At 64.8% G+C, this 23,383-nt stretch carries 24 protein-coding genes and 2 pseudogenes; 20 read left to right on the top strand and 6 right to left on the bottom strand.

What is annotated here, in order from left to right:
- Positions 1-17: 17 nt before the first annotated feature.
- Positions 18-1,013, bottom strand: a complete 996-nt coding sequence (locus FDP28_RS17835; RefSeq protein ID WP_144662944.1) for an arsenic resistance protein — start codon at positions 1,011-1,013, stop codon at positions 18-20.
- Positions 1,014-1,372: 359 nt separating this feature from the next.
- Here FDP28_RS17835 and FDP28_RS17830 point away from each other — a divergent pair, with 359 nt between their 5' ends.
- The 3 genes from FDP28_RS17830 to FDP28_RS17820 all read left to right on the top strand — a co-directional run bounded on the left by FDP28_RS17830 (position 1,373) and on the right by FDP28_RS17820 (position 3,031).
- Complete coding sequence (locus FDP28_RS17830; protein ID WP_144662943.1) at positions 1,373-1,903, top strand: DinB family protein; 531 nt, start codon at positions 1,373-1,375, stop codon at positions 1,901-1,903.
- Positions 1,904-2,257: 354 nt separating this feature from the next.
- On the top strand, positions 2,258-2,572 hold the full coding sequence (locus FDP28_RS17825; RefSeq protein ID WP_144662942.1) for a hypothetical protein: 315 nt from the start codon (positions 2,258-2,260) through the stop codon (positions 2,570-2,572).
- A gap of 153 nt (positions 2,573-2,725) precedes the next feature.
- Positions 2,726-3,031, top strand: coding sequence for a putative quinol monooxygenase (locus tag FDP28_RS17820; protein ID WP_144662941.1), 306 nt, complete (start codon positions 2,726-2,728; stop codon positions 3,029-3,031).
- A 176-nt stretch (positions 3,032-3,207) separates the two neighbouring features.
- On the opposite strand, the gene FDP28_RS17815 is transcribed toward FDP28_RS17820, so the two are convergent.
- Positions 3,208-3,744, bottom strand: coding sequence for a hypothetical protein (locus FDP28_RS17815; protein ID WP_144662940.1), 537 nt, complete (start codon positions 3,742-3,744; stop codon positions 3,208-3,210).
- A gap of 92 nt (positions 3,745-3,836) precedes the next feature.
- Positions 3,837-5,357, bottom strand: a complete 1,521-nt coding sequence (locus FDP28_RS17810; RefSeq protein WP_144662939.1) for an alkaline phosphatase — start codon at positions 5,355-5,357, stop codon at positions 3,837-3,839.
- Positions 5,358-5,851: 494 nt separating this feature from the next.
- Between FDP28_RS17810 and FDP28_RS17805 the strand changes: the two genes are divergently transcribed.
- A complete protein-coding gene (locus tag FDP28_RS17805) occupies positions 5,852-6,364 on the top strand; it encodes a class I SAM-dependent methyltransferase (protein ID WP_260842524.1) in 513 nt (170 codons plus the stop codon).
- Complete coding sequence (locus FDP28_RS17800) at positions 6,364-6,987, top strand: methyltransferase family protein (protein ID WP_144662981.1); 624 nt, start codon at positions 6,364-6,366, stop codon at positions 6,985-6,987. The genes FDP28_RS17805 and FDP28_RS17800 overlap by 1 nt, the downstream gene beginning before the upstream one ends.
- 279 nt (positions 6,988-7,266) lie before the next feature.
- On the opposite strand, the gene FDP28_RS20935 is transcribed toward FDP28_RS17800, so the two are convergent.
- Positions 7,267-7,479 carry a DUF302 domain-containing protein gene (locus FDP28_RS20935; RefSeq protein ID WP_313955649.1) on the bottom strand — a complete coding sequence of 71 codons (213 nt, stop codon included), beginning with the start codon at positions 7,477-7,479 and terminating at the stop codon, positions 7,267-7,269.
- 261 nt (positions 7,480-7,740) lie between these two features.
- The gene (locus FDP28_RS17790) at positions 7,741-7,998 is read right to left on the bottom strand and encodes a metal-sensitive transcriptional regulator (protein WP_144662938.1); all 258 of its coding nucleotides are present in this window, start codon (positions 7,996-7,998) and stop codon (positions 7,741-7,743) included.
- A 124-nt stretch (positions 7,999-8,122) separates the two neighbouring features.
- On the opposite strand from FDP28_RS17790, the gene FDP28_RS17785 reads away from it, so the two are divergent.
- The 9 genes and pseudogenes from FDP28_RS17785 (at position 8,123) to FDP28_RS20615 (ending at position 14,504) form a co-directional block, all read left to right on the top strand.
- A complete protein-coding gene (locus FDP28_RS17785) occupies positions 8,123-8,740 on the top strand; it encodes a rhodanese-like domain-containing protein (protein WP_144662937.1) in 618 nt (205 codons plus the stop codon).
- Complete coding sequence (locus FDP28_RS17780) at positions 8,737-9,495, top strand: sulfite exporter TauE/SafE family protein (protein ID WP_144662936.1); 759 nt, start codon at positions 8,737-8,739, stop codon at positions 9,493-9,495. Before FDP28_RS17785 ends, FDP28_RS17780 begins: the two co-directional genes overlap by 4 nt.
- A 36-nt stretch (positions 9,496-9,531) precedes the next feature.
- Positions 9,532-9,873, top strand: coding sequence for a rhodanese-like domain-containing protein (locus tag FDP28_RS17775; RefSeq protein ID WP_144662935.1), 342 nt, complete (start codon positions 9,532-9,534; stop codon positions 9,871-9,873).
- Positions 9,874-9,907: 34 nt separating this feature from the next.
- Positions 9,908-10,206: pseudogene (locus FDP28_RS17770) on the top strand (rhodanese-like domain-containing protein).
- An 86-nt stretch (positions 10,207-10,292) separates the two neighbouring features.
- Positions 10,293-10,477: pseudogene (locus FDP28_RS20880) on the top strand (thioredoxin family protein); the annotation flags it as partial.
- 144 nt (positions 10,478-10,621) lie between these two features.
- A complete protein-coding gene (locus FDP28_RS17760) occupies positions 10,622-12,028 on the top strand; it encodes an MBL fold metallo-hydrolase (protein WP_144662934.1) in 1,407 nt (468 codons plus the stop codon).
- Positions 12,029-12,101: 73 nt separating this feature from the next.
- Complete coding sequence (locus tag FDP28_RS17755; protein ID WP_144662933.1) at positions 12,102-12,374, top strand: SHOCT domain-containing protein; 273 nt, start codon at positions 12,102-12,104, stop codon at positions 12,372-12,374.
- Positions 12,371-13,855 carry a multicopper oxidase family protein gene (locus FDP28_RS17750; protein ID WP_144662932.1) on the top strand — a complete coding sequence of 495 codons (1,485 nt, stop codon included), beginning with the start codon at positions 12,371-12,373 and terminating at the stop codon, positions 13,853-13,855. The genes FDP28_RS17755 and FDP28_RS17750 overlap by 4 nt, the downstream gene beginning before the upstream one ends.
- A gap of 319 nt (positions 13,856-14,174) precedes the next feature.
- Complete coding sequence (locus tag FDP28_RS20615) at positions 14,175-14,504, top strand: hypothetical protein (RefSeq protein ID WP_186313701.1); 330 nt, start codon at positions 14,175-14,177, stop codon at positions 14,502-14,504.
- A 162-nt stretch (positions 14,505-14,666) separates the two neighbouring features.
- On the opposite strand, the gene FDP28_RS17735 is transcribed toward FDP28_RS20615, so the two are convergent.
- Positions 14,667-15,092 carry an ArsR/SmtB family transcription factor gene (locus FDP28_RS17735; protein ID WP_144662931.1) on the bottom strand — a complete coding sequence of 142 codons (426 nt, stop codon included), beginning with the start codon at positions 15,090-15,092 and terminating at the stop codon, positions 14,667-14,669.
- Between the two features lie 199 nt (positions 15,093-15,291).
- Here FDP28_RS17735 and FDP28_RS17730 point away from each other — a divergent pair, with 199 nt between their 5' ends.
- The 6 genes from FDP28_RS17730 (at position 15,292) to FDP28_RS17700 (ending at position 23,337) form a co-directional block, all read left to right on the top strand.
- Positions 15,292-17,388 (top strand): bifunctional copper resistance protein CopD/cytochrome c oxidase assembly protein, encoded by a 2,097-nt coding sequence (locus FDP28_RS17730; RefSeq protein WP_144662930.1) that lies wholly within the window; start codon positions 15,292-15,294, stop codon positions 17,386-17,388.
- 70 nt (positions 17,389-17,458) lie between these two features.
- Positions 17,459-17,836: an ArsR/SmtB family transcription factor gene (locus FDP28_RS17725; RefSeq protein ID WP_144662929.1), complete on the top strand. Its 378-nt coding sequence runs from the start codon at positions 17,459-17,461 to the stop codon at positions 17,834-17,836.
- Positions 17,833-18,750, top strand: coding sequence for a cation diffusion facilitator family transporter (locus FDP28_RS17720; protein ID WP_144662928.1), 918 nt, complete (start codon positions 17,833-17,835; stop codon positions 18,748-18,750). The genes FDP28_RS17725 and FDP28_RS17720 overlap by 4 nt, the downstream gene beginning before the upstream one ends.
- The gene (locus FDP28_RS17715) at positions 18,750-19,439 is read left to right on the top strand and encodes a DsbA family protein (RefSeq protein WP_144662927.1); all 690 of its coding nucleotides are present in this window, start codon (positions 18,750-18,752) and stop codon (positions 19,437-19,439) included. The genes FDP28_RS17720 and FDP28_RS17715 overlap by 1 nt, the downstream gene beginning before the upstream one ends.
- A gap of 349 nt (positions 19,440-19,788) precedes the next feature.
- The gene (locus FDP28_RS17705; protein ID WP_144662926.1) at positions 19,789-20,394 is read left to right on the top strand and encodes a copper resistance CopC family protein; all 606 of its coding nucleotides are present in this window, start codon (positions 19,789-19,791) and stop codon (positions 20,392-20,394) included.
- 279 nt (positions 20,395-20,673) lie between these two features.
- Positions 20,674-23,337: an AMP-binding protein gene (locus FDP28_RS17700; protein WP_144662925.1), complete on the top strand. Its 2,664-nt coding sequence runs from the start codon at positions 20,674-20,676 to the stop codon at positions 23,335-23,337.
- The last annotated feature ends 46 nt before the right edge of the window (positions 23,338-23,383 follow it).

The following is a 23,383-nucleotide window of genomic DNA, read 5'->3' as shown; positions in this document are numbered from 1 at the left end:
GGACGGCGCGCCTGTGCTTAGGCGGGCTGCCGGTTGGGTTCCTTGGGCACGATCAGGGGAAGGAACCGGACGTACAAGAGCATGCCGATCAGTTCGACGAGCGTCTGTGTGACAACGACCAAAGCTGCCAGCGCCAGCGGCCCGGGAAGCGCCAGCGCCAGGGGCAGCACAACCAGCGAATTTCGGGTAGCGCCACTGAAGACAACGGCACGGGTGGACGCAGGATCGAGTCGGGCGCCTTTGGCCGCCAACAGTCCCAGCGGAACCATCACAACCAGGAAAGCCACATAGACCGGAACCACCACAAGCAGCCGGCCGAGCTCCCTGCTCACTCCCGTGATCTGTGAACCGACAACCACGGCCAGCGTGACCATCATGAGGGGAACCATCAACGCCTGCATGGCCGCCATGACCACCCGGCCCAGGCTTGCCCGGCGGGCCAGCGCCTGCGTCAGCGCCGCAGCGGCCAGGGGCGCGATAATCAGAACGATCAGAGCCTCAACAAACGGCGCCGGGTCAATGGCCCCGGCCACGTCGGCGCCGATGAAAACCCACAGGAACACCGGTAGCAGGAGCATCTGCACAAGCATCAGTACCGGAGCGGCGGCCAGAAGCCGGTCACTGGCCCCTCCGGCCAAACCGGTGAAGACAATGACGTAATCGATGCACGGCGTCAGGAGTACAAGCATGACCCCGACCACCAGCGCCAGATCCCCGGCCACAAACCGAGTCAGACCAAACACCACAGCGGGAACGACGACGAAGTTCAGGACCAGCACTGTCGCCAGGAACCGCAGATCCCTGACTGCCGCGCCGATGGACGCAAAGGGAATCCCGAGAAAAGTCGCGTAGAGCAGCAGTCCGAGGACCGGGTAAATCGAGCGCTCCAGCGCCCCCGCCGAGCCCTGGGCAAGGAAGCCGACGGCAACGCCGACAGCGATGGCCGCAAGGTACAGGCCGATCTGATGGCCTTCCACCCACGCGAGGAGATTACGGGTTTTCACCGTACCCATGCTAGGTGATGCTTCCTGCGTCTCCCGGTTATCAGTTTTCCGAAGCCGTCTCGGGGAGCGTCCTGATTTTGGCTGCCCCAAAGGCTCATACCCGGGGATACGAGTCCGGGCCGCCGCAGGAACGGTCAGCCCTTTTCCCATTGTTGGTCCCCCGGTGGGTTGCCCTGGCCAGGGCCTTATGAATTCTGGCCGCGTCAGTGGCAGCGAATAAAGGCTCCGGCCAAGATCATCAGTCTGGTCGCTGGCTGCATCCCGCTCATGGGGATGCTTTTGGGCAAGAACCAGCATAATGAAGCCATGGAGAGGCGCGCTGACCCGCGCGTTCGGCCCTCGGCGGCCTTCAGGCGAAGGAGCGCGAGATGGGACCAACCAAAGCGGACATTCTGAGTGAATACGGCCGCGCACGCGCCGAACTCGGCACCTGGCTTGAGAATGCTACCCCGGCGGACCTTCGCCGCACGAGCAAGGGCACCAGGTGGACCAATGAAGAACTGCTCTTCCATATGGTCTTCGGCTATATGGTAGTCCGAGCCCTGCTACCCCTGGTCCATATCATCAGCCTGCTCCCCAGACCCGTCGGCAAGGCATTCGCCGCCCTCTTGAACGCGGGCACGCGCCCATTTAACATCGTCAATTACTGGGGCTCCCGCGGTGCAGCCCTCTTCTACAACAAGCGACGGATGGCCCGGAAACTGGATAAGACCATCGCCGCCATCACCCGCAGACTGGAACGCGAGAGCCCCGCGTCGCTGGCAAGGTCAATGCCGTTCCCAGACCAGTGGGATCCGTTCTTCACCCCTTCGATGACCCTCAACGACGTCTACGCATACCCCACCAAACATTTCGACTTCCACGCCCGGCAACTGAATCTGAGCCATCGAAACCGGTAGCAATACCAGTTGCCGCCAAGGCGAGGCCACCTTGTCAGGATGAGCACACCAGCAGAACCGGATTGGTCTGTCGCCATACACTCAACTTCAACCGTGCCGTCCGCTTAGGGCATTCCTCAGACGCTGCGACGGCCGGTTCCGATGGCCCGGAAGAGATCCGCGTTGAAAAATTACCTGTCCGTCCCGGAAGTCGCTGCAGCGAAGGCGATCGCGACCGTCACGCTCCGATGCCAAACGACAAGATTGGCGCGCCGTACATTGAGCGTCCGCGCGGCGTGGCCGCGAGGTTGAGCGAGCCAAGCTGGCTGCCTCGGCCTGGCCGCCGGACGTCATCGAAGACTGGACATCACGGCCGTGGATCCAGCGGCGGCAGGCATCAGTGAAGAGATAACTCAGGCCGTCATCCTGCTCACCCGCGCCAAGGACAACGAGTGCGGTGGGTACTACGAGGCCATTCGGAACAGCCACATTGCCCTGGCTGCGAAACTGGCCGACATCGAGGACAACACCGATCCGGATGGCCCAGTGGGACGCCGCAAACCCGCCAAGGCTTGCGGACAAGAACAAAAACGCCCTGCAGCTGCGGGCCTCCAGACCAGGTCCGAACTCCCAAGCCGGTCGGCACGAGCAGTCACCACAGCTGCCCGGCGGTCGCTTCGGGGCTCCTGATCGCGATCATAGATTGCGCATGAAGAACTCGGGATGCAGTCCTGTCAACGAAATTCGCAGGTGAGCGCAGCGTTTCGCCAAGCCCAACCTCCGGATCGCGGCCGGAGGCTGACGGGGGTAGCATTTTCCCACCGACTTTGAGTGGAGGCCCCGATGATCGTGGTTCGTTTTGCCGTGCGTTGCCGCCCGGGCAAGGCCGAGGCCGTCATGGCTGCGCTGAGAGATGTCGTGGCGCCCAGCCGGGCACTGGACGGCGTGGTCAGCTTCGACATCGGACGGGATGTGACCGATCCCGACGTATTCGTCGCCACGGAGGTGTTCGAGGACCGCGCCGCACTTGACCTGCAGGAGTCGCTTCCCGAGGTGGCGAAGGCAATGCGAGTCTTCGAGGACTCCCTCATGACCACGCCTGAGGAAACGATCTTCCACGTCCCGTCATCGGAGGTTCCGGATGCCTGATGGCGTTCAACGACCGGGAACGCAGTGGAGGGTGACACCCTTGGCGATCCCTCGCTGTGTCCACGGTGCTCGGCGTGCCCACCAAGATGATCGCGAACAACCGTGCCGCCGGCTGGCGGAAGATCAAGGGCGGTTTGGAGCCACCTCTTCGCCGTCGACGGGTATCGTTCCAGCCGTTATTCATTGACGAGGACGGGTACGCCTACTGCCGCTGAAACGGCTTTGGCCTTAATCTCGGCCGGTACCGGAATGCTGAACTCTTCACGTTCCTCCGGCGCTCCGGAGTGGCTGTGTCCTTGGCTGCCGAGGTGGTGGACGAAGCGGGCGGTTCCGAGCAGGGTGCCCTGGTCATCGTAGAACCCTGCGAGTACCTGGAGTTCGAGCAGTTCGCTGACATCACTGGTGATCCTGACCGCTCCTATGGCCGCCTGACCGTCGAAGGTCAGGCCTTCAAAGACCAGCCTGTCAGCAAAGGGGCCCTGGACCTGGAGGACCTGGCCGGGGGCCGGCCGGGTCGTTTGGAGTCCGGCCAGGTCCGGTTCGCCCTCCGCCGGGACCAGTCCGGGGAAGGATGTTTTGGCGGCGGCGGCCATCGGGGCGGTACCGCCGGATGCTGAGAACGAAGCCCGCCCTCCCAGTACGACAACGGCCAGTACAGCCAGGGATGCAGCGACGAGGGCTGCGATCAGCAGAATCCGGGTTCTATGTTTCATGGTGTGTTCCTTCGCGCGTGCCTGGGCCCCGGGGGATCAATTGGCCCCCCGGGGCCCGGGCCGGGTGTTGCAGTCTTGGTGCTGCGTCAGGGTCAGCGCAGGACGCGCAGCGCGTTGCCGACGATGTCGAACAGGTCGGTGTTGTCCACTGTTCCCTGTACCTTTTCCGAACCTGAGCCGTAGGCGTAGATGGGCACGTCCGCGCCGGTGTGGTTGCCCGAGAGGTAGGTCAGCCAGAGGCTGGCTTCCGGGGAGCCGTCCTTGACCTGAGAGGGGTCATTCGGGGTGCGGAAGGTAGCCGGGGCGAAGTTCTTCGGGTCTGCGGCACCGGTGCCGTTGAGGATGCCGGTGGAGCGGGCCGGGTCCTTGACGTTTCCGCCGGGCCGGGTCGGGGCGGAGTTGTTGGCGGTGTTGCCGGCATCGACATTTACCGGGGGCGCGGCTGCTTCGGCGTTTGTGAAGGAGCCCTTTTCGATGATGTTGAAACCGGCGCACTCGTGGTCTGCGGTGACGATCACCAGGGTGTTGCCGTCCTTCTTGGCGAAGTCCAGGGCCGCTGCGACCGCGTCGTCGAAGGCCTTGATTTCCTGAAGTGTCTGGGCGGCGTCGTTGGCGTGGGAGCGCTTGTCGATCAGGGCCCCTTCAATCTGCAGGTAGAACCCCTTGCCCTTGGCGTCCGTCTTCTTATCGTCTTCTCGGTTGTCCTTTTTGTTGTTGAGCAGTTCGATGGCCTTCTTGGTCATCTCCGGCAGGGAGGGTTCCTGCGCCTGGGGGGCGGTGGGGTTGTCCTGTTTGGCTTTTTCGATGGTGAGGTTGCCCTTGTTGAACAGGCCGAAGACCTTCTCCCCTGTGGCGGCGTTCAAATCCGTCCGGGTAGCTGGGATTTGGCTGGAGGCGGAACCGAGGACTGTGTAGCCCTGCTCCTTGAGTGCGGTTTCATCGGAGGCATCGAAGCGGCCCAGGCCGCCGCCGAAGATGACGTCGGCGGTGCCGTTCCGGGCGATCTGGTCCGCGATCGGGGTGACGCGGACATCGCTGGTGGGTAGGGCGGTGCCGGTGATGGTGGTGTCCTGGCAGGCGGCGGCGGAGTACACCGGTCCCTGGCAGCCGCGGGCGAGGGCGTGGCTCATCTGCCCGGCGGGGGTCGCGTCCGTGATTTCTGCTGTCGAGACGTTGCCCGTGCGGTAACCTGCCTGCTTGGCCAGTTCCATCATGGTCGGCGCCACCGCGCCCTTCGCGTCCACGCCGAGGGCGGCGTTGTACGTCTTCACCCCGGAAGCCCAGGCCGTGGCAGCGGAAGCGGAATCGGTCACCAGGTTTGGCTTGAAGTCACCCTGCCCGGGCTGGCCGGAGTTCTTCTCCACAGCGTAGGTGCTGACGTAGCCCTGGGCCGGAAGGGTTTCCATCGCCAGTTTGCCTTCGGCCCCGTAGAAGCGTTCCCGGCCGGCGGTGACGTGGGTGCGGCCCATGCCGTCACCGAGCAGGTAAATGACGTTCTTGGCCCGGCCGTTGTTCCCCTCCGGGGCGGCGGTGGCAGGGCCACTGACAGCAACTGCCGTCAGCACGGCGGCAACAGCCGCCGTTGACGTAAGTATGGATAGGGTCCGACGCATCAGGGATCTCCCAAGAAAAAAGTGCGGGCGAGTAATGAAGGGCCAGGGCCCCGGGTTGAAACCCTAAAGTCGTGACCTGCACAGGTGAGGACGTCCCTATGTCCGGCCGGTGTCCGGCAGGTGAACGCTCGATGCTCTCCGGACCGCTCCCGAGAAGCGCGGACTCCAGGCCGCCGACGCCTTCAGGCTTCCCTGGCGGCAAGCCACTGAACTGCTGGGCTCGGAAGTTCCAATCTTCTTCAGGAACCAGGCGTGGGGATCGCTATCCGGACTGTTCGGATACGCACGATCGGCTCCGAATCAGCTTCTGCATGACGTCAAGCTTCTGTGAGCTCCAGCACCTGCCGCGAAAGAAGCCCGCGGCCATCCGGGCGCAGTTCCCCTGGTGGTGACACTGCCGGACAGGATCTGGCCGGTGCCCATCATCCAAGAAATCACCTGTCGCCGTCTCACTCAATTGGAACGGCCTGAGGCGATAATAGTCACATTGGACGATGGGACGAATTGCGATGTTGATGAACCGCGTGGACACTTTTCTGGTGAATTCGACGCCTCGCCGGTGGCTGCAGCGTTTTTACGAGATCCAGGTGCTGCTGCGGTTCGGCGGCCCGTTGCCGCCTGGGGCGCGGGCACTGGAGATCGGCTGCGGGCCCGGCTCCGGATCCCCATTGGTGCTGGAGCGGTTCGGCGCGGCAAGGGTGGACGCTGTGGATCTGGACCCGGCCATGATCGAGCTTGCCGGGCGGCGCCTTGCCAGCTACGGCGATCGGGTACGCCTGACGCAAGGCAGCGCAACCGATTTGCGCTCGGCACTGAACGCTTGCGACAGCGGCAATGACGTGGTCTTCGAGTTCGACCACCCCACCGAGGACCGCTTAACCGCCGAGCAGTTCCTCGACGAACTGGCCCACCGAGGGCTCGTGGTGCTCGGCTCGCTCACCCGGATCTCCGGCGATTACCTGCTCGGTGTGGCCGCCAAACCCGTGACGGCCAGGAGGGACGGGTGATGGCCCTCGCCGCCCTTGCCCTGTTCGCTGCTCTCATACTGCTCACCAATGTCCGCTCGCAGATCCAGCGACGCCTCACCGGCGACCGGGGGAACCGGCAGAGGTTGAGGCCACAGCGGTCGTGGGGGTGGTGGGGGCTTGCCATTGCGGACCTCGGGTACCTGATGGTGGGGCTCGGCGCGCCGGTCGCCGCCCTGGCAGGCATGCCGCCGCTTGCCGCCGCCGACCATACGGTCGTGCACGGTCTGGGTTTCGTACTGGCGGTACTCGGGATCCTTGCAACCTTCGCTTCCCAGCTGGCGTTGGGGGCCTCCTGGCGGATTGGCGTCGATGAGGCTGAACGTACCTCACTGGTGACCACGGGCCCGTTCCGGCTGGTCCGCAACCCGGTCTTCACCGCCGCCGCCACCGTGTTCCTGGGCTTGGCGTTCATGGTGCCCAACCTCCTGGCGATCGCTGGCCTGGCGGTCACGCTCACCGGGATCGAACTGCAGGTGCGCCTGGTCGAAGAACCCTACCTGCGTGGTGTACACGGCGCCGCGTACGCCGACTACGCCTCGCGCGTCGGCCGCTTCCTACCCGGCATCGGCCGCCTACAAATCGACCGCCCGCCCAGAAGCTGAGGACGCGGCCAGATAGCTGCTCTCCGGCCGGCCCATGTGATCTGCGCCGGCATCGCCACACAAAGGGCGAAGTCAATGGCTCGCAATCACCCGCCACAAGCCATCGTAAGACCGCCACGTGAGCTGGATTTTGGCCGCCATTCTGAACTAACAGTCACTTGTCTGCACTTTGCAAGTGCCTCCACTTTCGTCAGCTGGAGATGTCTTTTGCATCGCTGATCCCGGCGAGGCCTTTGCGGAGTCGACATCGGCGTCGTCGGCGACCTCCCGGCCGGACTATCACAGGGCTGGACCATGGTTTGTGGGGGCTGTGGTTTTGATGGTGGTTTCGCGCGCGTCTTTACCCCGCCGGACAACGACATTGCATGGGAGCGGCGCGCCGAGTTCCGGCTCGGCCGCCAGGGCGCGGCTCGCCAACGTGGGGTTGCAGGCGCCAAGGACTACATAAGTTGCCGATGGCGTTGCGGCCTCGGTGCCGAGTTTTGGCCTCAAAGGGGACCGGACGTCAACCTCCGCCAGTATGCCAAAGCCTTGTACCCCGGACGCCTCGCGGATGCGCTGGGACGCGTCCTCCCAAGACAGCGTCGTCCCACGACAGCGGAGTCTTCCCAGGACAGCGGCGGGACGGTGACGGCGGTCAGGAGCCTGCTCCTTATACGTCGTTACAGATACGGTCCGGTTTCAGGTAGGGGCCGCGCCGGGGCAAGTTTGGGGGAAACTTCCGCCGGCACGGGGTTGTGGGGTCCCTGCTTTTTAGGCGAGGGAGAGGAAGAGCTTTTCCAGCTCTTTTTTGTCCATGGTGGTGTCTTCACGGACGATGCACTGCTCAAGACCGCTGGCGATGATGGCGAAGCCGGCCCTGTCCAGAGCTTTCGAGACGGCGGCCAGTTGCGTGACGATGTCCTTGCAGTCCTTGCCTTCCTCGAGCATGCGGGTGACAGCTGCGAGCTGGCCCTGGGCGCGCTTGAGGCGGTTGACCACAGGGGTCAGTTCAGTCGAATCGAGTTGCATGAAGTCTCCAAAGGCGTGGGCGTCTTGCCGTCAACTCTATACCCCTTGGGGTGTTTTGCATACCCGCTGGGGTATCTGTAATACTGGGCGGGCATCGACCAGCGACCCCTTTCGAGAGGCCCCTATGACTTCCCTTTCCCCATCCACCGCCATTACCGCCCTGGCACCGGAGACCTTGCGCAGCTGGGTGGCCGAGCATCACGACCTTGTGATCATCGACGTGCGTTCTGCCGCTGAGTTCGGGTCGATTCACATCCGCGGCTCCTATAACGTCCCGCTGCGGTTGCTGTCCGAACACACTGACGAACTGGCCGCCCGTCTGGGCAGCCGGGTCGTGCTCGTCTGTCAGTCCGGGGCCCGCGCCGAGCAGGCTCGTCAGCGCCTAGCAGGTTCCGGCATCGATACGGCCTACGTCCTGACCGGCGGCGTCCCCGGCTTCGCAGCGGCCGGTGGCGACGTGGTCAAGGGCAAGGACAGTTGGGACCTGGAGCGGCAGGTCCGCCTCGCCGCAGGGTCCCTTGTAATTCTGGGTCTGGCAGGGGGTAAGTTCGTTTCCCCTAAGATCCGGGCGCTTGCCGGTGTCATCGGGGCAGGCCTGACCTTCTCCGCGGCCACCAACACCTGCGCCATGGGCCAGGCCATCTCGGCGATGCCATGGAACAGGGCCGCCAAGGAACCCACCCGCGAAAGCGCCATCCTGGCCCTTCCGGTGGCCGAAGCCAGGCAGAGCCCGGCAGCATGATCGCGGCCCTGTCGCTGGGGCTCGTCGTGGGGATCGTTCTCGGTGTCGTCGGTGGCGGCGGCTCGATCATTGCCGTCCCGGCCCTGGTCTACGGCGTGGGCATGAGCCCGGCGGAGGCCATTCCCACCTCGCTTCTGGTGGTGGGCATCTCCTCCCTGGCAGCGCTGGTCCCCCGGCTGCGCGAAAGCATCAACTGGCCCGTGGTCCTGATCGTCGGTGCGGCGGGCATTCCCGCAGCCTGGGGCGGGACAGCGGTCGGCCGGCTGCTGGATCCAAACATCCTGATGCTCGCCTTCGCTGTCATCATGGTCTTCGCGGGGATCCGGATGCTCATGCGGACCATGGAAACGGAAGGCGCCTGCAGTACAGGTCCCAACCGCGCCTTCCGCTCCTGCGCCCCCAAGGCCGTGGGGGCCGGGCTCCTCGTCGGGTTCCTCACGGGGCTGCTGGGCGTTGGTGGAGGGTTCCTGATCACCCCGGCCCTCACACTGTTCCTGGGCCTGCGCTTGAAACAGGCCGTGGGTTCATCCCTGGCCATCATCGTGATCAATTCGGCGGCGGGCTTCGGCGCCCACGCCGCCGGATTCACCATGGACTGGCCCAGCGTCCTGGCCTTTGCGGTCCCCGCGATCCTCGGATCCCTCGTTGCTGCCCGCCTCGCCCGCCACCTTAACGACAAGCACATCCGCATCTCGTTCGCCGTGCTCATCTTTGCCGTCGCAGCCTGGGTCACTGCGGGCACCGTAACCGCCTGAAAACCACCCCCTCGTTCCGAAACAAAGGAGAACACCATGGGCCTCATCAGCTCCCTGAAGAAAGCCTTCAACAAGCCCTACAAAACCATCACGGTCGCTGAGGCCAAGGAACTCCTGACCTCGGGCGCGGCTCTGATCGACGTTCGCACCGTGCAGGAATGGCGCTCCGGACGGGCCCCGCAGGCCAAGCATGTCCCGCTGGACAGACTCCAGACCAGCACCACCGGAATCCAGAAAACCCGGCCCGTGATCGCCATGTGCCAGTCCGGGATCCGATCCGCTTCCGCCGCCCGCCTGCTGGCCGAAAAGGGCTATGAGGCGTATTCCCTGCGTGGCGGCATGGGCGCCTGGCGCCAGGCCGGCGAACCCGTCCGCTAACAACAACCGCGGAACCCATTCGAAGGAGAAACCAATGGCTGAAATCAGCATCAACGAAGCCGACCAGCGCCGATCCACCGCCCGGATCCTCGATGTCCGCGAGGACTTTGAAATCGTCGCCGAAGGCATCATCCCCGGAGCACTGCACATCCCCATGGGGCAGTTGCAGGCACGACTGTCCGAGCTGGATCCCTCAGTCCCCGTCATCGCTGTCTGCCGCAGCGGCAACCGGTCCGCCCCGTCGCGGACGCACTCAATGGTGCCGGCTTCACGGCCGACGCCATGACCGGCGGGATGACCGCCTGGGCCCGCGCAGGCCTTCCCACCACCTGAGCTTCAAACCCAATAAAACAACCACACAAGACAACACCCCGAAAGGACACGAAACACGACGGCAACCATCGACATCACAGCGGGCCCTGGAGAACAACGACATCGTGTTCGTTGATTTCTGGGCAGCCGGGTGCGGCCCTGCCGCATGTTCGCCCCCACCCATGGCGCCGCCGCCGAACGGCACCTGGTTTTCTCCCAGCCCGGAACGCTCAACGCCACCGGACTCGAAGAACTCATCCCGGACGTAAAGAACCTGGACATGGACAAGCTCCCGGGCTGTCTCGGGCGCGCAGCACCAGTAACACCGCACGAAAAAACTCCGAGCCAGCTCAGCATTTTGCTGGATACCCCTAGGGGTATTAGAATCGGTGATGCAAGAGCAAGACGGAACTTCCCCTCATGAAGGAGAGCACCAATGCTTATCGAGCGCATTTATGATGAAGACCTTGCCCAGGCCAGCTACCTGATCGGCTGCCAGGCCAACGGCACAGCGGTTGTTGTGGACGGCCGCCGCGACATTGCGGTGTACCAGGATCTGGCTGCCAAGAACGGCATGAAGATCGTGGCGGTCACCGAAACCCACATCCACGCCGACTACCTCTCCGGTACCCGCGAACTCGCCGCCGCGACCGGCGCGAAGATCTACGTCTCCGGCGAGGGCGGACCGGACTGGCAGTATAAATTCGACGGCGAACGCCTCTACGACGGCGACAAGATCACCATCGGCAACATCACCATCAAGGCCCTCCACACCCCCGGACACACCCCCGAGCACCTGTCGTTCCTGGTGACCGACGGCGCATTCAGCGACCAGCCCGGCTACCTGCTCTCCGGCGACTTCGTCTTCTCCGGCGACCTGGGACGCCCGGACCTGCTCGACGAGGCAGCCGGCGGCATCGACACCCGCTTCGAAGGCGCCAAGCAGCTGTTCGCGAGCCTGCGTGACAAGTTCCTCACCCTGCCGGACTACGTCCAGGTCCACCCCGCCCACGGCGCCGGCAGCGCCTGCGGCAAGGCCCTCGGCGCCATCCCCTCCTCCACCGTCGGCTACGAGCGCCTCTACGCCTGGTGGGGCCCGTACCTGGCCGCCAACGACGAGGCAGGCTTCATCACCGAACTCCTCGACGGCCAGCCCGACGCCCACGCCTACTTCGGCCGAATGAAGCGCGAAAACCGAGAAGGCCCGGCCATTATGGGCGAACGCGCCCCGCTTCAGGAACTGGACCCGGCCGACGTCGCGAAGGACCTCGCCGAGGACAACGTCACCTTCATCGACACCCGCCCCAACACCGAAGTCCACGAAGGCACCGTCACCCGCTCACTGAACATTCCCGCCGGCAAGTCCGTGGCCAGCTACGGCTCCTGGGTAGTGAACCCGGAAACCGACAAGAACCCGCTGGTGCTGCTCGCCGCCGGGCAGGCACAGGCCCAGGAAATGTGGGACCACCTGGTCCGGGTCGGCATCGACAACGTCGCCGGCTACGTCACCAGCATCGACGGGCTCCCCACCTTCACGCCGAAACTCATCCAGCCCAACGAACTGGGCAGCTTCGATGCGGCCATGGTACTGGATGTCCGCAACCGCACCGAGCACACCGCCGGGCACATCCCCGGATCCCACCAGCTCAGCGGCGGCCGCGCCATGTGGCACCTGGACCAGCTTCCGGCCGAAGGAACCATCGTGACCTACTGCCAGTCCGGGGTGCGGAACTCCGTCACGGCCAGCGCCCTGCGCCGCGCCGGGTACGACGTCGTCGAACTCGACGGCAGCTACGCCGCCTGGAACGCCTGGCACAACTCCCGCCAGTCAGCCAAGGCCTAGAACCCCCGGCCCCGGAAAGCCCTCAGTCAGGAACGGTCTGGCCGTGGACGAGAAGAGATAAGGAACCCTTGTCATGATGGACGGCTTTGGTATGGGCGGGATGGGGCTTGCGTGGATTTTCTGGCTTCTGCTGATCGCGGGCGGGGCCGTAGTCACCGTGGTGCTGGTCAAGGCCTTTAGCCGCAACGCCGGCGGCAGCGCCCCCACCGATGGGCAGGGACCGCTCCGCACGGGTGCGGGCCCTGCCCGGGCCAGGGAGATCCTTGAGGAGCGGTACGCCCGCGGGGAGATCAGCACCGAGGAATACCAGGAACGGCGGCGGATACTGGAGGAGGACGGCCGGTGAGGCCGCTGACACGCCGCCAGCTGCTGGCACTGGGTGCTGCCGGGGCCGGCGCTGCGGCCGCCGGCGGCGCCGGGCTGTGGCTGACCACCGGGAACGGACCCGGATACACCGGGGGTGAGGACCTGACCGAACCCCAGGTACTGGCCAGCCGCGACCGGGTGCTGGAGCTGGACCTGACCGCCGCGCCGGCACGGGTCCAGATCGGCGGACGGGACGCCTCCGTCCAGGCATTCAACGGCTCGGTGCCCGGCCCGACCCTGCGGGTCCGCCCGGGCGACACGATCCGGGTCACACTGCGCAACGGGCTCCAGGCTCCCACGAACCTGCACGTGCACGGACTGCACGTCTCCCCACAGGGCAACAGCGACAACCCCTTCGTCAGCATTGACCCGGGCGGGTCCTTCGACTACGAGTTCACTCTGCCCGCGGACCACCCGCCGGGCACCTACTGGTACCATCCCCACCGCCACGGGCGCGCCGCCGACCAGGTCGCCGCCGGCCTCTACGGGGCCATCGTGGTGGAGGACCCCGACCCGGTTCCCGTCACCCGGGAGCGGGTGCTGGTGGTCTCCGACCTGTCCCTCGACGCCGCCGGCAATCTCGCCGAGGTGAACCGGATGCAGCAGATGATGGGACGTGAGGGAGAGATCGTCCTGGTCAACGGGCAACTCCGCCCGCAGTTGCGCGCCGCGCCCGGAGAACGGGAGCGGTGGCGGATCATCAACGCCTGCCCTTCCCGGTACCTGCGCCTGGCTCTGGACGGACAACAGGTCCGGCTGCTCAGCAGGGACCTCGGGCGCCTGCCGATCCCCGAAGACGTCACCAAAGTGGTTCTGGCCCCCGGCAACCGCGTAGAGCTGCTCGTGGACACCCGCGACGGGTCCGCCGCCCTCACGGCCGCCGCCATGGACCGCGGCAGCATGAACGCCATGATGGGCGGGGCCATGACGGGTGACAACGCCTCCGGCAGCGGCCCGGTCGAACTGCTCACCATGGCTGTCTCGGGAAGCGCGGGCACTGACCCCGGGCCCGTGCCCGAGGGCCGGCCCCTACGCGATCTACGGAACGAACCGGTCACCGCCGCCCGCAGCCTCAACTTCGCCATGGGCATGAACGGAAACATGGGCGCGGGAATGGGCGGCGGACAGGGCACCATGATGGCCTTCACCATCAACGGACGGAAGTTCGACCCCGAACGGCTCGACGCGACGGTAGCAGCCGGGACCGTGGAGGAGTGGACCCTGACCAACTCCAGCCCCATGGACCATCCCATCCACCTGCATGTGTGGCCCATGCAGGTCATCCAGGACGGCGACCGTGACGTGACCTGGCCCACCTGGCAGGACGTGGTCAACGTCCCCGCCCGCAGTCAGGTGAAAGTCCGGGTGGCCTTCGACGACTTCCCCGGCCGCACCGTGATCCACTGCCACATCCTGGACCACGAAGACCAAGGCATGATGGCCACAGTCCAGGCTCGCTGACCGCAGCGGTACTGCTGGGTGTGGGCAACAAGAGCGAACATGCCGCTGGGCGCATCATCGGATCAAGCCAGCGGCCAGCTGCATCAGTGGCCCCTGGACCGCGGCCGATGGCCGTCCTACTCACAGCGGGAGCGCCATCGCCATGGGCGCCCCCGGGCACCGACGGCGCCCTCGGATACACCGATTATGAGATAGTCCCCGAAAAAGTTTCAGGGCCGGAGCGGTTTCAAGGCCGGAGCGCTATTGGGGCAGCCGGGGATGATTCGCAGTTCGTAGTCCATCATTCTCCAGTATTTCGGTCGTGATGCTTAGGGCCCGCGTGTCACGGTTCCGTCAAGGCGCTGCTGGTAAGGGCTTTGAAGGTTCATTTCTCGGCGAGGCCGAGCACGTGGGCGCTGACCATGCCTTGTTTGTCCGGTATGAGGATTGTGAGTACTGCCCTCGGGGGGACGTAGTCGGCCAGGGCGAGCAGGATGGCCGCGCCGGCGTCATTGACTGGGTAGGTTGTGCCGAACCTTCGTTCGAAGGCGGCGGTGGTGTCGCGCAGACGACGATGGCCAAGCAGGAAAGAGGTGGTGTGAACCGGGGACCAGTGCCGGCCCTGCCGCCAGAGGCTGATGGCGCCGGTGAGGTAGAAGACCGCGGCTAGCAGCCGCTAGCAGGGTCAAGTCCGGGATCAGCGGAACCGGTTGCAGGTGCGGGGCGAGGTACTCTCCGACGGGGCAGCGAGGGAAGCCAGACGGGGCTTTCGATTCCAGGGTTACCCATGTCAATGCCCCTTTCGACGCAGCAACGGAGCCAGCGGCGGATGCTAGCTGTTGCTGACCATTTTCAGCCGCTCGTGCCCGGCGTGTCCAACGTGTGTCAGGCCCAGATCCAGCAGCCTGCGCACGTGGGAGTCGGCCAGGGAGTAATAGGCCATCCGCCCCGCGCGACGGACCTGCACCACACGCGGGCCGCGCAGCAGGCGCAGCGCATGGGAGACTCCGGATTCGCTCAGCCCGGTGGTGGCAGCCAGATCGCACACACACATCTCCCCTTCGAGCAGGGCGATGAGGATCCTTACCCGTCCCGGGTCCGAGAGCAGCCCGAAGATCACCGCGAGATCCGTCACGTCCGAGTCGGCGGGCATCCGGGACCTGACGGCTTCTACCTTGTCGGCGTCGACCAGACGGATGGCGCATTCGCTGCCCGGTTGGCTGGCCGCTGTCGGCAGTGCCTGTGCTGTTCCGGTCATTCATCAAGAGTACCTTTACTTGCTAATGCGTCGCATTTGCCTTGTGGCGTGCCGGGGTTGTCCGGAGTGCCTGGCGGCATCCACCGATTAACGTCTGAACAACTCTACAGATAATCTTGAATGGCGCTGGAATGCACCGGCGCTGCCTGGCCCCGAAGCCTTGGAGGGGTCGGGTCCGGACCTGCGCTAAGGAACCATTGTGGCTTTGAAAGCCCCCGCTGCCGGCGGCAGCACGGCCGTATCGCCGAAACTGCGCTGGCTCGCTGTGGCGGGTGTGATCGCCGTGGTCGTCGTGCTGGTGGCCACGGCGTATGGCAGGGGAACCCTGCCTGCCGAGACCCGAGATCCCGGCGCTTTGGTCCGGTGGGGCTATGGTGTTGCCCAGACCATGCAGAACATAGCGGCCGCGGCCACCATCGGTGCCCTTGTTTTTGCGGCGTTCATCGTGCCGCCGGTACTGCGGGGCCGCAAGAGTGCCGACCGGGCCGGGTACGGGGTGACGGCGGCGGAAATAGCTGCCGCCGATGAGCATCCGGCGTTCAGCCGGATCATGGTGCTGGCCTCGGTGGCGAGCCTGACGTGGACCCTTTCGGCCCTGGCAGTACTGGTGTTCAGCTTCTCCGACATCGCCGGCGTGCCCGTCTCGGGCAGCCCCGAATTCGCGGCGCAACTGACCTCCTACATTACGGAGCTTCCCAACGGGGCGGCCTGGCTGTGGGTCGTCATCATCTCCTCGGTCGTTGCCACCCTGACCTTCGGTGTCCGATCCAGCGCAGGCCTTGGCGCCACCGCGTTGCTGGCCTTGTCAGGGCTGGTGCCGGTGATGCTGATCGGCCACGCGGCCGGTGGAAGCGACCACGAACAGGCCATCAACTCCCTGGGCCTGCACCTGATCGGGGTGTGCCTGTGGTTCGGCGGTCTCATTGCCTTGGGCGTTGCCGGGACAGCCCTGGGCAAGGACACCGCGGCGGTCCTCGGACGGTTTTCCACCCTGGCCGGTTTCGCCTTTGTCCTCGTGGTGGCCTCGGGAATCATCAATGCCACGATCCGCATCGATTTTCCCACGGGCCTGGCCTCTCCCTACGGCGTCCTGCTGATGGCAAAAACCGTGGCCGCCATTGCCTTGGGAGCGATCGGATTCATGCACCGCAAGCGGCTCATTCCGGCCCTAAGCGTGAAATCCGGAAACGGCCGGCCCACCGGGCTGCTGTGGCGGTTCATCGTGGTCGAGCTGCTGATCATGGGCGCCGTCACCGGCCTCGCCGCAGCGCTGAGCCGCACACCCACACCAACCGGGGAGGACATCCGCCCCGCCCTCACCCCCGCCGAGGTCCTCACCGGCTACCTCCTGCCACCTGAACTGACCCCCGAACGCTGGTTCACCATGTGGCGCCCGGACTGGCTCTGGATCGCCTTCGCCCTCTTCGCCGCGTACCTGTATCTGCGGGCGGCGCAGCGTTTGCGCCGCCGCGGGGACAGCTGGCCGTGGATACGCAGTGTGGCATGGCTTGTTGGGTTGGCGGCGCTGGTGTTTTTCACCTCTGGCGGGCCGTCGGTGTACGGGCGGATACTTTTCAGTGCACACATGCTGGATCACATGGCTCTGACCATGGTCGTCCCGGTGTTTCTCGTTCTCGGAGCCCCGGTGACGCTGGCGCTCAGGGCGCTCAAGCCGCGGACCGACGGTTCCCGCGGACCACGCGAGTGGATCATGGTCCTGGTTCATTCGCGGGTGGCCGCGATCGTGACGCATCCCCTCTTCGTTGCCGCCAATTTCGCCGGTTCCATCGTCTTGTTCTACTACTCCGATGCGTTCGGCTTTGCCCTCAGGGAGCACGCCGGGCACGAACTCATGACGGTCCATTTCGTGATCACCGGCTACCTGTTCGTCCTGTCGATGATCGGCACCGACCCCATCCCGCGCCGGGCACCCTATCCGCTACGGCTGCTGCTGCTACTGGCAACGATGGCCTTCCACGCTTTTTTTGGTGTCACCCTGATGGGCTCGACCACCCTGATCCAGCCGGAGTGGTTCACCGAACTGGGCCGCGAATGGGGAGCACCGCCGTTGGAGGACCAGCAAATGGCCGGCGCCATCACCTGGGGTATCGGCGAGGTCCCGACGCTGCTGATCGCCATCGGCGTGGCCGTCATGTGGTCACGCTCCGACGCCCGCGAAATGCGACGCAGCGACAGGGCGGCCGCGCGCACCAACGACGCGGACCTGGATGCCTACAACGCCATGCTCGCCCGCCTTGAGGAGCGCGACACGAGGGGCCGTGGTGGTCAGACCTAGAGCGGATAGTTCCGTACCCTCATTGGGTTCAGGATATTCTGAATCCACATATTTCTGTATCATTGCGGGTATGCGCATACTTTCCACGATTGACGTCCTGGCCCGCTTCGGTAAAGCCCTCGCGGACCCCACCCGGGCCGCGATCCTGATGCAGCTCAAAGACGGCCCGGCGTTTCCGTCGGATCTGGCCGACAGTATTGGCGTTACCCGCCAGATCCTCTCCAACCATCTGGCCTGCCTGCGCGACTGCGGGCTGGTTGCCGCGGAACCGGTCGGAAGGCGTGTCCGCTATGAACTCTCGGACGCCAAACTGGCGCACGCCCTGGAGGACCTGCTTGGCACCATCCTGACGGTCGATGCGATCTGCGGCTGCGCGGAACCCGAATGCGCGCAGGACACCACTCCAGGCTCACTGGCTTCTCCCGAGACCCTGGAGGTCCACTCATGAGTGGTCACGAGCACGACCACGCCGCCGCGGCAACGGCCCGGCGCGGAAAACTCATCACCGTCTTTGCCATCACCTTCACGGTCATGATCGCAGAGATCATCGGCTCCGTACTGACCGGCAGCCTGGCGCTGCTGGCAGATGCCGGCCACATGTTCACCGACTCGGCGGGGCTGCTGATTGCGCTCATGGCCGCATCATTGGCGTTGAAGCCGGCCACCCTGACCCGCACCTGGGGTTACAAGCGTGCCGAAATCATCGCCGCCGCCGGACAAGCGGCACTGCTGCTCGCGGTCGGCGGCTTCGTCATCGTTGAAGGCATCCGCCGGTTCCTCGAGCCCCCGGAAATCGGGGAGTCCACGATGCTCTGGTTCGGCATCATCGGCCTTGCCGGCAACGCGATCGGCCTCCTTATTCTCGCTTCCGGACGGAACCACAACTTCAACATGAAGGCGGCCTTCCTGGAGGTCCTCAACGACGCCCTCGGGTCCGTGGCAGTCATCGCGGCAGCCATCATCATCGCTGTGACCGGCTGGCTGCAGGCCGATGCCCTCGTGTCGGTGCTCATCGGCGTCCTGATCATCCCGCGCACACTTAAACTGCTCCGCGACACCGTGAACGTGCTCATGGAATCCACCCCCAAGGGATTGGACCTGGCCAAGGTCCGCGAGCACATCCTTGCCCTGCCCCACGTCATCGACGTCCACGACCTCCACGCCACCCTGGTAACCTCCGGAACACCGGTCCTCTCCGCCCACGTCACCGTGGAGGACAACTGCATGACCGACGGGCATGCCGCCACCATCCTGGCGGACCTGCAGGGCTGTGTGGCCCAGCACTTCGACATCAGCGTCGAACACTCCACCTTCCAGATCGAACCAGCCGCCCACCGCGACCAGGAAAGCATCACCCACTGATGAGCAAAACCACAACCCCTCCCCCGCCCATGGACACCGCAAAGAAGGCCCGGGTCTTCATCTGGGTCCTGCTGGCGGTCCTCGTCGCCGTCGGCGTGATCTGGTACACCGTCTTCACGCTGAACAAGCCCGCCCCCGCAGCACCGACGCCGGCCGCGGAAGCCCAACTGGTCCGTGAAGACAGCCACCGCGCCACCAACCCGGCCACCGAAAAGGCCCAACTCGTTGAGTTCCTGGACTTCGAATGCGAAGCGTGCCTTGCCGCCCAACCCCTGGTCGAGGAACTCAAGAAGGAATTCGGCGACCGGATCACCTTCGTCAACCGCTACTTCCCGCTGCCTGCGCACCGCAATTCAGCCACCGCCGCCCTTGCCGTCGAAGCCGCAGCCCAGCAGGGCAAATACGAGCAAATGTATGCCAAAATGTTCGAAACCCAGCCCCAATGGGGCGAGAAAACCGAATCCCAGGCGCCGCTGTTCCGCACCTTCGCCCAGGACATCGGGCTGGACCTGACCGCCTACGACGCCGCCGTGGCCGATGACAAGACCAAGGAACGGATCAAAAAGGACATCGCAGACGGCACCGCCCTGGGCGTCAAGGGCACACCGACGTTCTTCCTCAACGGAAAGATGCTCACCCTGGAAAGCAAAGAACAATTCCGGCAACTGCTCGCGGACGCCACCAAATAGCAGGCCTCACGGACGGCGCCCTACGAATAAAAAGAAACGGTGTGCGATGACTTCTGCGGTGCACCGTTCCGCCTACCGAGGGCCGCTGCGGTAGCGGGACGGCCCTTGCCCTGGCCGCAGCCGCGCACTTGCTCGCCCGGAGGCGAACTGCCTGCCCTTCCGGTCATGACAGCACTGACGGCGGTTGTCGCCCCCTGATGCTGGCCGGCAGGAAAATGATGGCCCCCGTACTGGCCGCAAATCCCCGCCTTATTCCCGCCGCCACCCTCTGAAAACTGGCTTCACGGCGACACTGGGCCCTCACCCAACTCTGATCCTTATCAAACGACTAGAATCGCAGAATCCCACCATGAACCCCCGTAACAACCGACACACCCAAATCCGGCTAGCCCTCGCCGCAGCCATCCTCATCCCGGCCTTCGCCGCGGCGCCGGCAATGGCCCACGACGCCTTGGAATCCACCTCACCGGCGAAGGACACTACCATCACCACAGCCCCCGGCACCGTTTCCCTGACGCTCTCGGAGCCTCCCATGGATGCCACCCAGCTCAATCTCAGCGTCATCACCGTCACCGACGAGACAGGCAAGACACGCAGCGACGGCAAAGTCATCGTTAACGGCCCGACCATCTCCACCACCATAACCGGCGGGACAAACGGGGCATACAAGGTCCTCTGGCGGACGGTTTCCTCAGATGGCCACCCCATCGAAGGCAACTACTCCTTCACCGTCCAGGATCCCGCCCAAGCCATCACCGCCACACCACCCGCGACGCCAATCCCGGCCGCAAGCACAGCCTCCAGCGCAACTGCGGCGGCCGAAACGGCACCGGAGGTCAAACCCAACGATGACAACGCACCCATTGCCGGAGGCATTGCTGCCGCCATCCTTGCTGTCGCCGCCGCTATCTTCTTCATCGCCGCCAAGCGCCGGAACAGGGCCTCAGGGGCATAGCGGAACCACCGGATATTCCGCATCGCTCCTTGGCTCCGGCCCGGTACCAGGAGCAGCAAAACGGCGACCATGAGTTCCCGCTCCATCTAGGCCAAGGATGCCATCGCGTTAAAGAAAGATCCTCCGGAAGCTGTGGTCAGGTCGATCGAGTCCCGTAAGGCTGACTAAGCCAATGCCTGGTCGTTCTGGCCACTCGCGAGGTCCACGAGATCCCCCTTAATGCATTCCATCGTCATAGTCCATTTGAGTTAGGTAAGGTATACCTTCTAAAGTGCAGCGGTGACTATGGAGCCAGTTTTGGCGGGTGTCTCGTTTGCCGCCGGGTTGGCCGCATTCGGTGACCGGACCGCTGTACATGTTGAGGGTGAATCGGTGAGTTACCGGGAACTCGCTGACCAGGTGAGCGCTACGGCCCGATCTTTGGGGCCCGTGCGCCGTCTTGTTGCCCTCGAAGCAGAGAACTCCCTGCCCTCCCTGGTGGTGTACCTGGCGGCGCTGTCATCCGGGCATCCGTTGCTCGTCCTGCCTGCCGGTGGAGGGCGGGCTACTGAAGCGCTGGTTTCCGCATACGATCCGGATGTCCTGGCACGAGTTCATGATGGTGAGACCATGTTGGAGGTGCGACGGGATGGGACCCGCCACGCACTGCACCCTGAATTGGCGCTCTTACTGAGTACCTCCGGGTCCACCGGCTCGCCGAAGCTTGTTCGTCTTTCCGCTGAGGCCGTCCAGGCAAATGCGGCCTCAATCGCCCAGTACCTCCAGTTGCGTCCCGACGACCGGGCCGCCACCACCCTTCCCTTGTCCTACTGCTATGGGATGTCGGTGGTGAACAGCCACTTGTTCGCAGGGGCGTCGGTGGTGCTCACTGATCTTTCCGTGGTGGACCCCTGTTTCTGGGAGTTGGTCCGCGAAGAACGGGTGACTTCATTCGCCGCTGTCCCCTACACGTTTGATCTGCTGGAGCGGGTGGGTTTCGCGGACAAGGATCTGCCCGGCCTCCGGTACATCACCCAGGCGGGCGGCCGGCTGGAACCGGATCGGGTCCGTGCTTACGCGCAGTTGGGCCGTCGGCGTGGCTGGGATCTGTTCGTCATGTACGGGCAGACCGAGGCCACGGCCCGGATGGCGTACCTGCCACCTGACCTCGCGGAAGAACACCCACAGACCATAGGCGTGCCCGTTCCGGGCGGCCGGTTCCGGCTCGCCACGGTCCCAGGGCTGGATGAGCGCGAACTTGTCTATACCGGGCCCAATATCATGCTCGGTTACGCCGAAAATCCCGAAGATCTGGGATTGGGCCGCACGGTTACGGAACTCCTAACGGGCGACTTGGCGAGACGGACCGCTGAAGGCCTGTATGAAATTGTTGGCCGCCGCAGCCGATTCGTGAAAATTGTTGGTCTTCGGGTGGACCTCGGTCAGGTGGAGCGGGTCCTGTCGGACCTGGGCATTAGCGCCGCTGCCGCTGGCGCGGACGGCCAGATCGTGGCGGCCGTCGAATCCGGCCATGACCTCCCCTTGATTGCCAAAACGCTCGCTCAGGATTTGGGCGTGCCCCGCGCTGCCATCCACCTTCACTCTGTAGGGGCGATTCCACGTCTGGATAGCGGCAAGCCGGACTATCCCGCCGTCCTGGCCCTGACCACCGAAGAGGAGCACCGGGACAAAGGACAATACGACGACCCGGAAGCGCCAGGCGCTTCGAACGATGTGCGGAGCATCTTCATGGACGTCCTCGAACGGGACGACATCGCTGAGACGGACACTTTTGTTTCACTTGGCGGAGACTCGCTGTCCTATGTTGCGGCATCTGTCCGGCTTGAGCGCGCAATCCAGGACCTTCCCAGGGACTGGCATCTGATCCCTCTGCGCCAGCTCGCACAAGCCCAAGATGCCACATCGGAGCGTGATTCCTCACGTTCCGTGCTGGCACGGCTGCGGAACGTGCGGAGGCGGCTGTTGGCACCGATGGACACCGGGATTGTGCTGCGTGCCGTGGGCATCATCTTCATCATTTCCACCCATGTGGGGTGGTTCTCCTGGCAAGGCATGGCACACGTGCTCATGGCGGCCGCCGGATTCAACTTTGCCCGGTTCCAACTGAGCGGACCGCCCCGGGCCCGGCTGCGACGGCAGCTGCGCACAGTCGCCCGGATCATCGTGCCAAGCGTTGCGGTGATCGGCTTCGCGTTCGCCGTGACCGATAAATACAGCTGGGCGAACGTGTTCCTGCTCAACTCCCTCCTCGGCCCGGAAGGATGGACAGACCTCTCCCGCTTCTGGTTCGTCGAAATGCTGGTACAGATCCTGCTCGGCGTGACCGTCCTCCTGGCGATCCCTGCAGTCGGGCGCGCCGAACGCCGCTGGCCATGGGGCTTCCCACTGATCCTTTTCAGCGCGGACCTGCTCCTGCGTTTCCGCGTCGTCGACCTTCCATATCCCGGCCAGGGTCCGGTGCTGTGGCTGTTCGCGCTTGGCTGGGCGGCAGCCGAGTCCCGGACCCTGCGGCAGCGGACTATTGTGACAGTCCTTGCCCTGCTGACGATCCCCGGGACGTTCGACAACGAATACCGCAACGCCACTGTTCTCGCCGGCTTCCTCATCTTGCTCTGGCTTCCCACCGTGTCCGTGCCCCGCTCCCTGCACCGGATCACAGGTCTCCTGGCCAGCGCCTCGCTCTACGCCTATGTGACGCACTGGCTCGTATACCCACTTTTCGATCAAACCAGCAAGGCGCTGGCCGTCGCGGCTTCTCTTGCGGCCGGCATCGCCTACTGGGCGGTGGCTACTCGAGTGATGGCCGCCGCAGAGCGCTGGTTTCGCCCCGGCTGGAAGGTCAAGTCACCCCGGCAGGGATCAATTCCGCCCGAGGCGCAGGGGCCGTTCGGACTAGGTGCCGGTTGGGTTCCCGCGGATGATCAGGGGAGGAAGCGGACGTAGAGGATCATGCCGATCAACTCGACGAGTGTCCGATAACAGGACGACC

This window comes from Paenarthrobacter nicotinovorans (genome assembly GCF_007670255.1).
Taxonomy (GTDB): domain Bacteria; phylum Actinomycetota; class Actinomycetes; order Actinomycetales; family Micrococcaceae; genus Arthrobacter; species Arthrobacter nicotinovorans_B.
This window is presented reverse-complemented; position numbering and strand designations above follow the sequence as displayed.